Raw genomic sequence first — 14,588 nt, forward strand, 5'->3', positions numbered from 1 at the left:
TTTACCTAAATTCTTTTGTCTTGTAAAAGGGAGAAAACCTGGCCTTTCAGGCCAAGCAGACTCCTTTTTTGCTTGCTCTTGCAAGCCAGCTTTATTCGTGACTCGCTTGGAAATAACGAACGGCGCTTTCAAACAATTTCTGGTCTTTCTGACCTGGAATATTTTGGAAAAGACCGTCTTCATAACGTTCTGAGTGGCCCATCTTCCCGATGATTTGGCCGTTCTTACTCATAATTCCTTCGATAGCGTAGAGAGAGCCGTTTGGATTATACTTGCTGTCCATGCTTGGTTGACCGTCAAAGTCTACATACTGGCTCCAAATCTGACCATTATCGCGCAGCTCAGCAAATTCTTCTGCCGTCACGACAAATTTCCCTTCACCATGTGAAACCGGAATGGTATGGATATCTCCCACTTGCACACCAGCCAGCCAAGGCGAGTTGGTATTGGCAATGCGGGTTTCAACCATCTTAGCCACGTGCTGGTTGGCATCATTATAAAAGAGAGTTGGGCTGCTAGCCTCTGCTTCTTCGAAGTCCCCGTAAGGAAGAAGGCCGGATTTAACCAGAGCCTGGAAGCCATTACAGATACCAATGATGAGACCGCCGCGAGCAATGAAAGCATCGATGGCTTTCTTGACCTTCTCGTTTAGCAAGATGTTGACGATAAACTTAGCGGATCCATCTGGCTCATCTGCAGCAGAGAAGCCGCCTGCAAAGAAGATGATATTCGCTTTGTCAATGTTGTCAACCATGCTGTCAACGGACTTGACAATGGCTGCTTCATCCAAAGTAACGAATGGAACTAGATTGACCTTGGCTCCAGCTGCTTCAAAAGCTTTGGCTGAATCGTATTCTGAATTGGTTCCAGGGAAGACTGGAATGTAAACCAGCGGCTCCACCACTGTCTCTTTAGCTTTGATAACTGTATCAGCGACAAGAGCCGGCACTTCTTCAATAACTGTTTCCTGTTTAAATTCTGTCGGGTAGATAGGCTCTAGTCGGCCTTCAAAGCTTGCCAAAAGCTCTGCTCCCTCAAGCTGGACACCATTGACAATCAGTGTAAAGTCTGGCTTGGTTTGACCGATCTTCACCACACCTGGAATATCCTGCTCCGGACTTGTAAAGACAAATCCGCCCAGCTGCGCCTGTAAAACGGAAGACAGATCAGCAACATCCACTTGAGCACCAATACGATTACCAAAGCTCATCAAGGCCAGACTCTCTGCCAGACCACCGTATTTAACAGCGGCGGCTGCTGTAATCTGATACTTGGCCTGAATGGCCGCAAAATTTTCAAAATTATTCTTGATTAAGTCAAAGTCAATATCCTGAGACAGGACCTGCCCTGGCAGATAGTAGATAGACTCTCCTGTCGCCTTAAACTCTGGAGACAGGATGCGCCCAGCAGTTGAAGTAGTCACGCCAAAAGCTACTAAGGTCGGCGGTACAGTCAATTCTTCAAAAGTTCCGCTCATGGAATCCTTGCCACCAATAGACGGCAAACCGAGCTGAATCTGAGCTTCAATCGAACCAAGCAGAGCAGAGACCGGCTGTCCAAAACGATCAGCCTGCTTGTCCATCCGCTCGAAGTATTCCTGGTAAGAGAAGCGAGCCTTGGACCAGTCCGAACCAGCAGCAACCAAGCGAGCTGTCGCTTCAATCACTGCATAAGCTGCTCCATGATAAGGCGACCAAGCTGCCACATAAGGATTGTAGCCCTGCGCCATCACAGAGACCGTCTCAGTCTTGCCATGCTCAACTGGCAGTTTCTGCACAGAAGCCTCAGTCGGCGTGATTTGGTAGCGCCCGCCAATTGGATGATTGACAGTAGAGCGGCCAACAGAGCTGTCAAAAATCGTCTGCAGCCCCTTTTGACTGGTATGATTGAGGTCACTGAGCAAGCTCTTGAGATCCTGCTCCAAAGTCGCTTCAGAAGTCACAGCCTGCCCTGGTAATGCTGCTTGGGCATCCACAACCTTAGCATCCACAACCACGCGCACACCATTGGTGTCCAGAAAACTCCGCTCAATATCGACGATGGTTTCCCCATTCCAGTGCATGACCAGATTTGGCTTTTCTGTCACTTTAGCCACAACGACCGCTAGCAGATTTTCCTTAGCTGCTGCAGTGATAAATTGTTGCACATCTTCTGGGCGGACCACTACTGCCATCCGCTCCTGCGACTCAGAAATCGCGATTTCTGTACCGTTAAGTCCTTGGTATTTGAGCGGTACCTTATCAAGGTCAATTTCCAGCCCGTCTGCCAATTCACCAATAGCTACGCAGACACCGCCAGCTCCAAAATCATTGGATTTCTTGATGAGACGAGTCACATTGCCATCGCGGAAGAGGCGCTGAATCTTGCGCTCCTCAATAGCATTTCCTTTTTGGACTTCCGCGCCAGCCGTCTCCACAGACGCAGCTGTCTGCACCTTGGACGATCCAGTGGCACCGCCGACACCATCACGGCCCGTCTTGCCTCCCAGCAAGATGACCACATCACCTGCTACTGGCTTTTCACGGACAACATTTTCCTTAGGAGCCGCACCAACAACTGCACCTAGCTCCATCCGCTTGGCTACAAAGCCTAGATGGAAATACTCACGAACATAGGTCGTTGCTAGACCAATTTGATTCCCGTAAGAAGAATAGCCGTGCGCTGCAGTTTTTGAAATGACCTGCTGAGGTAGCTTGCCAGCCCGCGTTTCAGAAATCGGCTGAGTAATATCGCCCGCACCTGAAATCCGCATAGCCTGATAAACATAGGAGCGGCCAGAAAGCGGGTCACGAATGGCTCCGCCGATACAGGTCGCAGCCCCACCAAAAGGCTCAATTTCTGTTGGGTGGTTGTGGGTTTCATTTTTAAACATCAGCAGCCAAGGCTCTTTAACTCCATCCACATCCACTTCAATCTCTACGGAGCAGGCATTGATCTCATCAGACACTTCCATGTCATCCAGACGGCCATTAGCTCGCTCATAGCGCCCAAAAATAGTCGCCATATCCATGAGAGTCTGCGGTTTGTCCCCACGTCCCAGCTCATCGCGCATAGCCAAGTATTTATCATAAGTGGCCTGCAGTTGCTTTTCAAACTTAGAAGCAGAAAAATCAATCTTCTTCAACTCCGTCTCAAAGGTCGTATGTCGACAGTGGTCAGACCAGTAAGTATCCAGAACCTTGAGCTCGGTCTCCGTAGGGAAACGGCCAATTGACTTGAAATAATCCTGAATAAAGAGCAAATCTGCCACTTCCATAGCCAAACCATGCTCCTGCTTGTAGGCTTTAAAGTCCGCTTCCGTATAGTCCTTAAAGAAGTCCAAAATTGGAATGGTCTTGTCAGACTCGGAGAATTGCTCCAGCTGGATTGGCTGCTCAATATCTTTAAAGCGTGAATCAACTGGATTCAGTAAGTATTTCTTAATTGCTGCCAACTCGCTGTCTGAGATGTCTTTATTGACCAAATAAAGCTGAGCGGTCCTCACCAGAACATCGGTCCCAGCACCGAGCAAAAAGAGAGCCTCCTGAGAGCTGGCTGCCCGCTGGTCAAACTGACCCGGCAGCGCTTCGATGGCAAAAAACGCAGTCTCTGCAAGTGCAGCCTCTACTTCCTCCTCCGTCAGCAATCTATCAGTCACCTGCTCAGAGAAAATATGCTTTTCAGCCCGAGCGACCAAATCTTCTGCCAGATGAAAGACATCATAAACTTGAATTATCCGAAGATCTGACAATGTTTTCAACTGAAGATTATGCGTCAGCTCTCTCACCAAGCTCTGTGACTTCACACCGAAGTTGCTCTTCTTCTCTACAAAAATACGCTTGTCCATGATTTTTCACACCCTGCCCTTACTTAATCACCTGCAATTTTTCCCAAACAACCTGATAGACATCTGTCAGTTCCCCAAGGCCACGCCGGAAAACATCCTTATCCATGTGATGGCCTTCCGCATCCCAGAGACGGCAATTATCTGGTGAAAATTCATCTGCCAGAATAATCTTGCCATCTTTGTCAAAGCCGAACTCTAACTTGAAATCAATCAATTTCAGTCCGATTTGGCGGAACCAGTCTGACAAGAGCTCATTGATCCGACGAGTCTCCTCTTTCAAAAAGGCAATTTCTTGATCGCTAGCAATCTTCAAGAATTTCACGTGTTCGTCATTGATGAAAGGATCGTCCAAATCATCATTTTTGTAGTAAAATTCCACAATCGGAGTTTCAAGCGCTATGCCCTCTTCTACTCCAAAACGTTTGGAAAAAGAACCTGCTGTGTAGTTGCGCAGCACTACTTCCAAAGGAATAATCTCTACTTTTTTATTTAGCTGGTCCGTATCCGAAACCTTCTCAATAAAATGCGTCGCCACACCAGCTGCATTGAGTTTCTCAAAAATAAAAGATGAAATCTGGTTGTTGAGCACTCCTTTACCAGCAATCTGCTCCTTTTTGACTCCATTAAAGGCCGTTGCCTGGTCCTTGTAGCGTGCCAGAATGACTTGCTCATCATCTGTAGAGAAAATATTCTTAGCTTTTCCCGAATATAACAACTTATTAGACATTTTAATATTCGCCTTTCGTGGTTTTATACCCTCATTTTATCATCTTTGAATATATTTTACAAGAAATTCCCGTATAAACTTTCTGTGTCTAGCCGAAAATAGTTCCCTTTTCAAGATACGAAAAAAGACCGGAAGATACCGATCTTTGATTTTTAATGTTGCTTCTTCAGTTTCTCATGGATATAAGCCACCACATCGGAAATTGTTTTGAAGTTATCCATATCCTCATCAGGAATCTCAATATCAAAAGCTTCTTCCAAATTGATGATAAATTCCATCAAATCAACAGAGTCCACTCCCAGTTCTTCTTTCAAATTCAATTCCGGAGTGACATGCAGCTTGCTGCTGTCATGTTCTTGAATGATTTCGACAATTTTTGCATAAATTTCTTTTTCGCTCATGGTTACTCCTTTGCATCTGAAAATTCAATGACCGATTTACCAACAACATCCGTTTCCAGCATGGTCCGAATCTGACGAATCGTGCTATAAACAGCCTTAGCATCGCTAGAGCCATGCGTTTTGACAACAGGCGCTTTCAAACCGAATAGAACTGCACCGCCTGCACTAGAATAGTCCAGACTATTCTTGAGCCCTCGCAGGCTGTCTTTGAGTAGCCAAGCTCCCAATTTAGCCTTGAAACCACCGCCTAAAATAGACTTCTTCAGCTGACCCATGATACTGATAGCAGTTCCTTCGATTGATTTCAGAACAGCATTACCAGTAAAGCCATCTGCAACGACAACATCCGCCACATCATCCATCAAATCACGTGCTTCTACATTGCCGATAAAGTTAAGTGTCGAATCCCCAGCTAAAAGCTCATAGGCTTCCTTGCGCAGAGGGTCGCCCTTACTGCTTTCTGTTCCGTTATTCAAGAGACCCACCCTCGGCTTCTTGATTCCTCGGACATTTTCAGCATAGAAAGAACCCAAAGTCGCATACTGGTGTAAATGATGGGCTGTGTTTTCAGCATTGGCTCCCAGATCCAGCATATCAAATCCCTGACCGCCAACCGTTGGCATAGTAGATAAGAGACCCGGTCGGTCAATGTTCTTGATACGCCCTACGATAAAGAAGCCGGCTGCCAAAAGCGCTCCAGTATTTCCAGCAGACAGCATAGCATCTGCTTCCCCTGCCTTCACAGCCTTGGCTGCTAGCACCATACTAGCCTCTTTCTTCTGACGAATGGCCTTGGTCGGCTCGTCATCTGAGTCAATCTTTTCCTCCGTGTGGATGATGTGGACCCGCTCACCAGCAGTCAGATAAGGCTTGATTTTCGCTTCATCGCCATAAAGGAGAATTTCAATATCCGCAAACTCCTGTACCGCTCGATTGGCTCCTTCCACCAGAGCCTGAGGGGCATTGTCCCCTCCCATAGCATCAACAGCTATTTTTTTCATTAGATTTATTCCTCGTTCTTATCTTTTAAAATGTTTCCCCAGTCCCCCAGAGAATCTATAAATTTTTTGGATTTGAGATGGATGCCGACATATTCATCATAGAGCAGGTCAATAAAATCCCGCAGCTGCTTTTTAATATCTGGCTTCAAAGAAATGGTCTCCAATTCGCTAAAGCGGACCGCCTGAAATTGGTCCAGCAGAAAAGGAAGATTGGGATTGAGATGACAGCGCCGTTCATCTTGATGGTAATGGTCAGGGCAAAGAACTCCGCTATATTTGAAAGAGAAGTCAAAAGGCAGACCCGTCCGATGACAAAAAGCACAGTCATGGAAGTTCAGTGAAACTCCAAAACGTGACAAAATCTGAATCTCAAAGATATTAGTCAGCACCTCATAGTCCAGACCATTATTCATCAGCTCCAGGGTTTTCTGCAGAAAGGCAAAGAGAGCCGGATCCGGCTGATTGTCCTGAAGACTGGCATCTGCCAAGGCTGCCACATAACTGGCATAAGACATGATGAACAAGTCCTCATTAATCCGATGGTAGGTGACTACATCCTGATAATCCTCAATATAGCTAAGACCATCATCATTGACTTTCATCAGCAAGTTCGCCGCAGTCAAAGGCTGAATGACGGGTGCTAACTTAGATTGACCAGCATGCTTGACAAAAAACATACGCTTGCCAGCCTGTTCCGTAAAGATCTTGACCAGCTTATCATCCTCACGGAAATTGCGGTTATAGAGAACCAGACCTTGACTTGTTAGAGATTTAAGCATAGTCCTCCATGTAGTCCTTGAGGCGTTTCAAGGCTTCTCTAATCGTCTCCATACTAGCCGCATAGGAAAGACGGATATAACCTTCCCCGTATTGACCAAAAGCCGCCCCCGGGATAAAGGCCACGGCCTTCTTTTCTGCAAAATCCTGCAGAAAGGCGAAAGAATCTTGATTATAACCATCTGGTATCTTAGCAAAAATATAAAAAGCTCCATCTGGTTTGATAATCTTAAAGCCTAGCTCTGCCATTTTCTCTATGATATAATCGCGACGCTGGATATACTCAGCCTTCATTGGCTCCGCATCATCTTTCCCAACTGTCAGGGCTTCAATGCCGGCAAACTGAGCCATAGTATTGGCCGCTGTTACGAGATATTGATGGCTCTTAATCAGCTGGGCAGTGAAAACTGCTGGAGCAAAGATAAAGCCCAACCGCCAGCCAGTCATGGCATGAGACTTAGACAGGCCGTTGATGACAATGGTTTGGTCTGGCAGATACTCCGCAATGGAAACATGCCCCTCTTCTGTATAGGTCAGCTCAGAATAAACCTCATCGCAGACCACAAAGACTTGGTATTTTCCTAGAACATCCGCCAGAGCTTTTATCTGCTCCCGCGAATAAGTCACGCCGGTCGGATTGGCTGGATAATTAAGAATGACCGCTTTTAGCTGCTCACCCTGCTCTAAAATAGCCGCTTCCAGCATCTCTGGAGTGAGGACAAAGTTATTGGCCGTTGTATCAATCTCGACAATCTCCGCCCCTACTAGATTGACAATGGGCTCATAGCCTGGGTAAGCAGGAGCTGGCAGCAAGACCTTGTCTCCTTCTTCTAGAATAGCTGTCAGCGTAGCCGACAAGGCCTCTGTTGCGCCAATAGTGACCAAGACCTCATCTTCTGGGAGATAGTTCAGATTGTACTTTTCTTTCACAAAGCTGCTGGCCGCCTGACGCAGTTCCAAGAGACCGCTCATGCCAGTGTAGTGGCTTTGATTAGCATCAATCGCTGCCTTGGCCGCTTCTTTGATATGATCCGGTGTCGTAAAATCCGGCTCTCCTAAGGTCAGCCGAAGAACCCCAGGAATTGCAGAAATTGATTGGTCGAACTGACGAATCAGCGAAATTTCTATTTTTCCTAAGTTTTTATTAAATTTCTTACTTAAATCCATACATACCTCCAGCCGCTCAATAGAACTATTATACTATAAATGCAGAAGCATAGCAAAAGCTATTACATGATTTCTTATGCAGAAAAAGGACTATGCTTGCACTCAGTCCCTTTTCCCCTTGCCTTAAAATTCTTTACTGCTAGATAATGGATACAGCCACATCTCACGTGACTGACCAGTCAACGAGTCGGAGTATAGGTCAATTCCTTGCCATGCTTGGCCAGAAAATCTAGCAGTTCTGAATCAGGAATCTGCCGCAAATAAAGGTTAGAACGAATCGTGTCATCTTCCTCACGACAGGTTGAGAGAACTAAATAGCGGTCACTCGCCTTAATCTTCATCTCTGGATCCTTAGTACGAGCAGCCTCGTAGATATTTCTAAGCTGAGTTGTAAAGTCCTCATCATCCTTAAACTCCGTCCGATAAAAAGCTGTCTCTTCCGGCACAATAACCAGTCCCATGGCCTGATAATAATACTTACGCTCAGGAGTCTCAATCACGACATATCTATGTTTGTCAAAATAATCCTGACGATCATAGTAGTTGACGTCATTAAACATACGATGATCTCCTGCCTTGCTGCCCCGAGCATGCCCGAAAAGCCAAGTCAAACGATCGCTGAAATCTTTATGATTGTCCTTATCCATAAAGACCGCTCCCATATAGGGCTCTTGCTTTCCTTCAAAAGTCTTCAGCAGATAAGTCTCATTATCTTTCGTTTGCACCACTGGCTCATCCAACTGTGTACCAGGAGCATAGACATAGCCTATCGTTTCTGAATTCACAGCCTTCAGTTTAGAAAAACGCTCTGCTAAATATTCCTTTTCTGTCTGACTTGAAGATGCAGATGAGCTTGACGTTTCAATCCTGCTGGGAGGCGAAACTCGAGGCTTACTGGCTGTTCCTGAAGAACGAAAAGCATAAAAAACAGAAAAAACAACCAGAACAATCAACAGGAGGCAGATGCCAACAACAAGGAGCTGTTTCTTATTCGAAGCTTGACTCCTATCTTTTTCTTGCATAATTTAAAAATCCTTTATTTTTCATTTTTTACAAAAAATATCACCGAACGAAGGCTCAGTGATATTTAGGCGTTAGCACAAATTAAAGACAAAATTATTTGACTGCACTTGTCTTAGGAAGTGACTTGTCTTCAGAGTTTTCTTCATTTTCCTTGTTTTCTTCTTTTACTTCCGAAGCTTTTTTTGCTTTATTTTCTGATTTTTTAGTCCTCTTTTTACCTGCTACTGAAGAGGATGCCGCCGAAGATTGAGACGGTACCGGAAAAGTCGGAACTGATGAAGAGGCTGTGGAGTATGGTGCTGCCGAATAAGCCGGTGTAGATGGATCTGTAGTAGACGGTGTCGCTGAAGACTGATCTGCATTAGCCGACTCTCCTTCACCAATAACAAGAACTTTGTTACCAGCCTGATCCTCCATCACTGCACTCTTGCCAACTGGTGCTTTCTTAGCTTCAGCAACTTGCTGATCCAGAGCTGATTGTGCGTCTCTATAGGCCTGCAGTTCATCCATAACTTTATTAGATTCTGAGTCCGTACTGCCTTGGGGAACTTCATTATTATCAATGTCATTAACCCAAAGACTGGCTGTACCCTCAGCAAACACTGGTGCAGCAGCCGCAAAAAGAGAAAGGGCTACAGCACTTGAAAGTAAAACCTTTTTCATTATCTCATCTCCTCTTTACTTTTCAAAAATAATTGTAACTCCCCGTTACCTAATATTACCTACTATTAAGTATAGTTCGAACTCTAAAAAAAGTCAAGAATTTTACTACATAAAAATTTCTAAAATCAAAGAATACCAAGGGATGAGACAAATTGTCAATTTATCAACTATTTAAATGGTTATTTATTTATATTTGAAACATCAAGTAATTTGAATTTTCTTTCAAAGTAAATGTTGGACTTTTTTTAAAAAGATAGTAGGAATAAAATGAGAAGAGGCCAGGAATCAAGTATCCCAGCCATATATCTCAGATTATTTTTTACCTATTTCAAACAAGGGTGACAGCGGCCGTTTTTCATGAATACGGACAATGGCTTCCCCTAAAAGATGCGCAATTGAAATCTGCTCAATCTTATCAATCAAGCGCTCTTGGGGCAGATAAATCGTATCCAGCACAACCAATTTTTTAATAGCTGATTTTTGAATATTATCCATAGCAGGACCAGATAAGACTGGATGAGTACAGCTGGCATAAACTTCCACAGCCCCTGCTTCAGCGAGAGCATCAGCTGCATGGCAGATAGTTCCCGCAGTATCAATCATATCATCAATTAGGATACAAGTTTTTCCTTCTACCTTACCAATGATGTTCATGACCTCACTACTATTCATCTTGTCTACGCTGCGGCGCTTATCAATAATCGCAATCGGGGTTTTCAGAAACTCTGCTAATTTACGGGCCCGACTCACACCACCATGGTCAGGACTGACTACCACATAGTCGCCCCCTATCATATTACGGCGCTCAAAGTAATCAGCAATCAAAGGTGCACCCATCAAATGATCTACTGGAATGTCAAAGAAACCCTGGATTTGCGCTGCGTGCAAGTCAATAGTCAGCATCCGATCCACACCCGCAATTTCCAACATATTAGCAACTAATTTAGATGTAATTGGCTCACGAGCTCTAGCCTTGCGATCCTGTCGAGCATAGCCATAGTAAGGCATGACAACATTGATTGATTCAGCACTAGCCCGTTTCAAAGCATCTACCATAATCAAGATTTCCATCAAATTATCATTGACTGGCGAGCTGGTAGACTGCAAAATAAAGACGTGTTTCCCGCGAATAGATTCTTCAATATTCACTTGAATCTCTCCATCAGAAAACTGACGGACAGTTGATTTCCCAAGTGGCAATCCAATCTCTTGAGCAACACGCTGCGCTAATTCTTGATTAGAAGAAAGAGCAAAGAGTTTTAAATCAGAAAAAGACATGATTCCCTCCAGATTCTAAATCGTCTTTCATTGTCCAATTACAACTTTTCCCAACTACCATTGTAACTTTTTTCAGTTGATTTTTCAATTAAAAATAAAAAACGCCAGAGGCGCTTTTTACTGATTAGTTCGGATAGATATATGAAACTGTACCTTGTGCAGTTGTTGGATTAAACCATCCACGGTAGTTCCCGATTGATTGTTGTCCAAGGTAGTTTGCTTCTGATACTTGGATGCTTGTAGTAGATTGAACAGCTGTTACTACTGCAACGTGTCCGTATCCACCGTCAGTCCAACATGCAATTGCTCCAACTTCTGGCTGTGAACCAACACGGAAGCCTGCTGCTGCTGCGCTTGCTGACCATTGTCCACCATTACCCCAGTAATCGCCAGCCCAAGGAGCTAATGTCTTAGCACCCCAAGTACATTGACCTACTGGATAAGAAGAGGCAGATGAGCTATAAACTGGTCTATTTGCACGGGCAACAGATTGAGTTACTGCAGGTGCTGCTGGAGCCGCTGCTTCAGCTGCTGGAGCTGAATTAACAACCGCTTGAACTTGAGCTTGCAGGGTGGTATTTCCCGAAGCTTCAATTGCTTGGCGTTTTGATTCTTGCTCTGCTTTATAAGCTGCTTCACGAGCCGCTGCTTCAGCTGCTGCTTTTTCAGCTGCTGCTTTTTCTTCAAGAAGAGAATTCTTTTCGTTTTCAGCAGTCGCTTTTTCAGCTGCAAGACTTGCCTGAGCTGCTTTCAGTTCAGCTTGTTTTGTTGCCAAAGCTTGCTCATCATCAGCTAACTTCTCTTGGTTAGCAATTACAGTATTGATAGCTTCATTATTCGCAACTTGCTTTTCAGCAATTACTTCTTTATCTTTCTTTTGTTGTTCCAACATTTTATTATTTGCTGAAACAATTTCGCTCATAGCTGCTACACGAGAGATAGCTTCTGTGATAGAGCTAGAATTTACAACTGTATTGATGTAGCTAGTAGCAGTTCCATTTGTTTGAGTACTGCGTGCTTGATTTGCAAGTGACTCATTGCGAGCTACAATATTTTTAGACAGTTCGTCAATTTCTGCAGAAAGCTTTGCAGATTCAGCAGACAATTTTTCATTTTCTGCTTTAAGCTCTTCTTGTTGCTTTTGAATAGCAGATACTTGTCCTTGAATCTCGTTAACTTGTGCTTGAGCTGATTGTTGTTGCTCTGTCAAACTATTAATCTTGCTGTCTTGTGCAGCAATCTTTTCATCAGTTGTCTCCGCTTTAACGCTCACAAGTGCAGCTCCTTGTGAAAGGATAACTGTACTCAATAAAATTGATGTGAGTAGTTTTTTCTTCATAAAAATAATACACTCCTTCTTATAAGACATTAACTAGTATACCAGAAAATGCTGTATCATATGTTACGCCTTTATTACATTTTTATTTCTTGTTTATCATAAATACATTTTTTCGAAAATAGGCTGAAAAATGAGGAATATCAGGCTATTGAGAAGGATAGTCGGTACCAGACTGCTAAGGACAAAATCCTGTAAATTCAAACTAGAAAGATTCAAAAATACTGCAAAAGTAAAGCTGGTTAATTCAAATAAAAATACAAGAATCAAAACAGATAAAAAGCGAGTAAATTTATTTAAAAGCATAGTTGAACTAGACTGACAAACCAAGAGACTTAGAAGAGGAAAAAGAATAAGAGCAATACCGATGGTATGAAAATAGTAAACATCATAAATCAACCCCAAACAGCAAAATAAGAGAATATTGTAGTTTCTAGAGAGGTTGATGGAAACAAAAAGCATGAAAATAAAGATAAAATGACTGACTAAATGCCATTGTAAAGGCAGAATATTAGCCAGAAAAGTCGAAATCTGCCCGTCGATCAATAAGACAAAAAATAAAATAATAGGAGTCAAAAGATGTTCTTTAATATCTCTCATATCAGTTCCCTACCAACATTACAGCACGGATATCCGACAAATCCGCAGCTGGCTTAACCAGAACAATCTTGTTTAACTGATCCTTAGCCTCAGACACGGAAAGTACCTTACCGACAGGAATATTTTCTGCATTATAAGCACCCAAGCCACTGGTTGCCACCTCATCTCCCTCTTTTATATCTTCAGCACTATTTAACTGACTGATGATATAAGCAGAGTTTTTTGCATCATAACCCGTAATAATCCCATAAACTAGACCAGACTTAGTTTGAATTCTAACAGAAATTTTAGTTGAGTTTTCCTCGTTAGTCAGTAGAGAAACCAAGCTAGACTGACTACTAGTTTCAGAAACACTTCCGACCAGACCACCATTAGCGACTACTAGCATAGCATCTGTCACATTATCAGATGTCCCTTTGTCAATAGTCAGCTCATTTTTCCAAGATGCTGGCGTACGGGCAATCACTTCGCTGGCAATTTGTATTTGATTTTTATCAGCCTCTTTAAATTCCAGAAGTTTTCGCAACTGCTCATTCTCATCTTCTAAGGAATCTGCCTTCCCAGCCTTTTCCTCAACCTCATAAAGATTTTTCTTGAGTTGTTGATTCTCTCTGTAAGTAGTCATCAAATCTGACATTTCTTCCTTTTTATCGGCTACAAAAGCAAAAGGAGAACCGACATGTCTATCTACCAATGAAATAATATTTGAAGTAGTTGATACAAACCAACTAGAAGAGGTAGATAGGATGAGTATCGTCATTGCAACAACTAATACAAAAAAAGAAATCAGAAACTTAGACTTTTTAAATCGATTCATCAGAAAAACCTCACTAAACAGGACAAGAAAGTATAAGAAAAGGAGATAGCAAATGCTAAACTCCTCATTATACGGAGAATGGGGGATTCGAACCCCCGCGCCAGTTACCCGACCTAACGATTTAGCAAACCGTCCTCTTCAGCCTCTTGAGTAATTCTCCAATATTTAATGGGCACGAGTGGACTCGAACCACCGACCTCACGCTTATCAGGCGTGCGCTCTAACCACCTGAGCTACGCGCCCAAGTTCGAAAACTTGGTATGAACTATCGTTCAAAGCGGGTGACGAGAATCGAACTCGCGACAACAGCTTGGAAGGCTGTAGTTTTACCACTAAACTACACCCGCATTTCCAATACGATGATGTATGGCGCGAGACGGAATCGAACCGCCGACACATGGAGCTTCAATCCATTGCTCTACCAACTGAGCTACCGAGCCAACTATTGCGGGAGCAGGATTTGAACCTACGACCTTCGGGTTATGAGCCCGACGAGCTACCTAGCTGCTCCATCCCGCGTCATTACTATTCGTCCCTAAGGAGGATGTGGGATTCGAACCCACGCACGCTTTTACACGCCTGACGGTTTTCAAGACCGTTCCCTTCAGCCGGACTTGGGTAATCCTCCAAGATAACACTATGGACCTTGTAGGACTTGAACCTACGACCACTCGGTTATGAGCCGAGAGCTCTAACCAGCTGAGCTAAAGGTCCGACAAGATCATTATAGCGGCGAAGGGGATCGAACCCCCGACCTCCCGGGTATGAACCGGACGCTCTAGCCAGCTGAGCTACACCGCCATCTATCGGGAAGACAGGATTCGAACCTGCGACACCTTGGTCCCAAACCAAGTACTCTACCAAGCTGAGCTACTTCCCGAACTTAAGTTATTACTTAATGCACCCTAGAGGAGTCGAACCTCTAACCGCCTGATTCGTAGTCAGGTACTCTATCCAGTTGAGCTAAGGGTG

12 protein-coding genes and 10 tRNA genes are annotated in these 14,588 nt (G+C 44.0%); all 22 read right to left on the reverse strand.

Annotated features, from left to right (window positions below; all coding sequences use genetic code 11):
• Nucleotides 1-91: 91 nt before the first annotated feature.
• The 22 genes from K1J09_RS08035 to K1J09_RS08140 all read right to left on the reverse strand — a co-directional run bounded on the left by K1J09_RS08035 (nt 92) and on the right by K1J09_RS08140 (nt 14,588).
• Nucleotides 92-3,826 carry a phosphoribosylformylglycinamidine synthase gene (locus K1J09_RS08035; RefSeq protein WP_223323784.1) on the reverse strand — a complete coding sequence of 1,245 codons (3,735 nt, stop codon included), beginning with the start codon at nt 3,824-3,826 and terminating at the stop codon, nt 92-94.
• A 19-nt stretch (nt 3,827-3,845) separates the two neighbouring features.
• On the reverse strand, nt 3,846-4,553 hold the full coding sequence (purC, locus tag K1J09_RS08040) for a phosphoribosylaminoimidazolesuccinocarboxamide synthase (protein ID WP_223311988.1): 708 nt from the start codon (nt 4,551-4,553) through the stop codon (nt 3,846-3,848).
• Nucleotides 4,554-4,705: 152 nt separating this feature from the next.
• Nucleotides 4,706-4,954: an acyl carrier protein gene (locus tag K1J09_RS08045; RefSeq protein ID WP_002898839.1), complete on the reverse strand. Its 249-nt coding sequence runs from the start codon at nt 4,952-4,954 to the stop codon at nt 4,706-4,708.
• Nucleotides 4,955-4,956: 2 nt separating this feature from the next.
• The gene (gene plsX, locus K1J09_RS08050) at nt 4,957-5,955 is read right to left on the reverse strand and encodes a phosphate acyltransferase PlsX (RefSeq protein ID WP_223323785.1); all 999 of its coding nucleotides are present in this window, start codon (nt 5,953-5,955) and stop codon (nt 4,957-4,959) included.
• A gap of 5 nt (nt 5,956-5,960) precedes the next feature.
• On the reverse strand, nt 5,961-6,734 hold the full coding sequence (gene recO / locus K1J09_RS08055) for a DNA repair protein RecO (protein ID WP_223323786.1): 774 nt from the start codon (nt 6,732-6,734) through the stop codon (nt 5,961-5,963).
• Complete coding sequence (locus tag K1J09_RS08060; protein ID WP_223323787.1) at nt 6,727-7,899, reverse strand: pyridoxal phosphate-dependent aminotransferase; 1,173 nt, start codon at nt 7,897-7,899, stop codon at nt 6,727-6,729. Before K1J09_RS08060 ends, recO begins: the two co-directional genes overlap by 8 nt.
• Before the next feature lie 179 nt (nt 7,900-8,078).
• A complete protein-coding gene (gene srtB / locus K1J09_RS08065; protein WP_223323788.1) occupies nt 8,079-8,921 on the reverse strand; it encodes a class B sortase, LPKTxAVK-specific in 843 nt (280 codons plus the stop codon).
• A 94-nt stretch (nt 8,922-9,015) separates the two neighbouring features.
• Nucleotides 9,016-9,585, reverse strand: a complete 570-nt coding sequence (locus K1J09_RS08070) for a hypothetical protein (protein WP_223323789.1) — start codon at nt 9,583-9,585, stop codon at nt 9,016-9,018.
• A gap of 312 nt (nt 9,586-9,897) precedes the next feature.
• Nucleotides 9,898-10,863 carry a ribose-phosphate diphosphokinase gene (locus tag K1J09_RS08075; RefSeq protein WP_223323790.1) on the reverse strand — a complete coding sequence of 322 codons (966 nt, stop codon included), beginning with the start codon at nt 10,861-10,863 and terminating at the stop codon, nt 9,898-9,900.
• A gap of 124 nt (nt 10,864-10,987) precedes the next feature.
• Nucleotides 10,988-12,202: a peptidoglycan hydrolase PcsB gene (gene pcsB / locus K1J09_RS08080; RefSeq protein WP_009660204.1), complete on the reverse strand. Its 1,215-nt coding sequence runs from the start codon at nt 12,200-12,202 to the stop codon at nt 10,988-10,990.
• Nucleotides 12,203-12,298: 96 nt separating this feature from the next.
• Nucleotides 12,299-12,799 carry a rod shape-determining protein MreD gene (gene mreD, locus K1J09_RS08085; protein WP_223323791.1) on the reverse strand — a complete coding sequence of 167 codons (501 nt, stop codon included), beginning with the start codon at nt 12,797-12,799 and terminating at the stop codon, nt 12,299-12,301.
• Between the two features lies 1 nt (nt 12,800).
• Nucleotides 12,801-13,616, reverse strand: coding sequence for a rod shape-determining protein MreC (gene mreC, locus K1J09_RS08090; protein WP_223323792.1), 816 nt, complete (start codon nt 13,614-13,616; stop codon nt 12,801-12,803).
• A 72-nt stretch (nt 13,617-13,688) separates the two neighbouring features.
• Nucleotides 13,689-13,776 (reverse strand) — tRNA-Ser (locus K1J09_RS08095).
• Nucleotides 13,777-13,785: 9 nt separating this feature from the next.
• A tRNA-Ile gene (locus K1J09_RS08100) sits at nt 13,786-13,859 on the reverse strand.
• 33 nt (nt 13,860-13,892) lie between these two features.
• Nucleotides 13,893-13,963: transfer RNA gene (locus K1J09_RS08105), tRNA-Gly, on the reverse strand.
• Between the two features lie 20 nt (nt 13,964-13,983).
• Nucleotides 13,984-14,056 (reverse strand) — tRNA-Phe (locus tag K1J09_RS08110).
• Between the two features lie 5 nt (nt 14,057-14,061).
• Nucleotides 14,062-14,135, reverse strand: a tRNA-Met gene (locus tag K1J09_RS08115).
• Nucleotides 14,136-14,154: 19 nt separating this feature from the next.
• Nucleotides 14,155-14,244: transfer RNA gene (locus K1J09_RS08120), tRNA-Ser, on the reverse strand.
• 12 nt (nt 14,245-14,256) lie between these two features.
• A tRNA-Ile gene (locus tag K1J09_RS08125) sits at nt 14,257-14,330 on the reverse strand.
• Between the two features lie 13 nt (nt 14,331-14,343).
• Nucleotides 14,344-14,417: transfer RNA gene (locus tag K1J09_RS08130), tRNA-Met, on the reverse strand.
• Between the two features lie 5 nt (nt 14,418-14,422).
• Nucleotides 14,423-14,496 (reverse strand) — tRNA-Pro (locus K1J09_RS08135).
• 19 nt (nt 14,497-14,515) lie between these two features.
• Nucleotides 14,516-14,588 (reverse strand) — tRNA-Arg (locus K1J09_RS08140).

The organism is Streptococcus sanguinis (assembly GCF_019928825.1).
Taxonomy (GTDB): domain Bacteria; phylum Bacillota; class Bacilli; order Lactobacillales; family Streptococcaceae; genus Streptococcus; species Streptococcus sanguinis_L.

Coding starts and splice junctions, on each gene's coding strand:
- K1J09_RS08035 (WP_223323784.1), bottom strand. CDS start 3,826: ATGGACAAGCGTATTTTTGTAGAGAAGAAGAGCAACTTCGGTGTGAAG.
- purC (WP_223311988.1), bottom strand. CDS start 4,553: ATGTCTAATAAGTTGTTATATTCGGGAAAAGCTAAGAATATTTTCTCT.
- K1J09_RS08045 (WP_002898839.1), bottom strand. CDS start 4,954: ATGAGCGAAAAAGAAATTTATGCAAAAATTGTCGAAATCATTCAAGAA.
- plsX (WP_223323785.1), bottom strand. CDS start 5,955: ATGAAAAAAATAGCTGTTGATGCTATGGGAGGGGACAATGCCCCTCAG.
- recO (WP_223323786.1), bottom strand. CDS start 6,734: ATGCTTAAATCTCTAACAAGTCAAGGTCTGGTTCTCTATAACCGCAAT.
- K1J09_RS08060 (WP_223323787.1), bottom strand. CDS start 7,899: ATGGATTTAAGTAAGAAATTTAATAAAAACTTAGGAAAAATAGAAATT.
- srtB (WP_223323788.1), bottom strand. CDS start 8,921: ATGCAAGAAAAAGATAGGAGTCAAGCTTCGAATAAGAAACAGCTCCTT.
- K1J09_RS08070 (WP_223323789.1), bottom strand. CDS start 9,585: ATGAAAAAGGTTTTACTTTCAAGTGCTGTAGCCCTTTCTCTTTTTGCG.
- K1J09_RS08075 (WP_223323790.1), bottom strand. CDS start 10,863: ATGTCTTTTTCTGATTTAAAACTCTTTGCTCTTTCTTCTAATCAAGAA.
- pcsB (WP_009660204.1), bottom strand. CDS start 12,202: ATGAAGAAAAAACTACTCACATCAATTTTATTGAGTACAGTTATCCTT.
- mreD (WP_223323791.1), bottom strand. CDS start 12,799: ATGAGAGATATTAAAGAACATCTTTTGACTCCTATTATTTTATTTTTT.
- mreC (WP_223323792.1), bottom strand. CDS start 13,616: ATGAATCGATTTAAAAAGTCTAAGTTTCTGATTTCTTTTTTTGTATTA.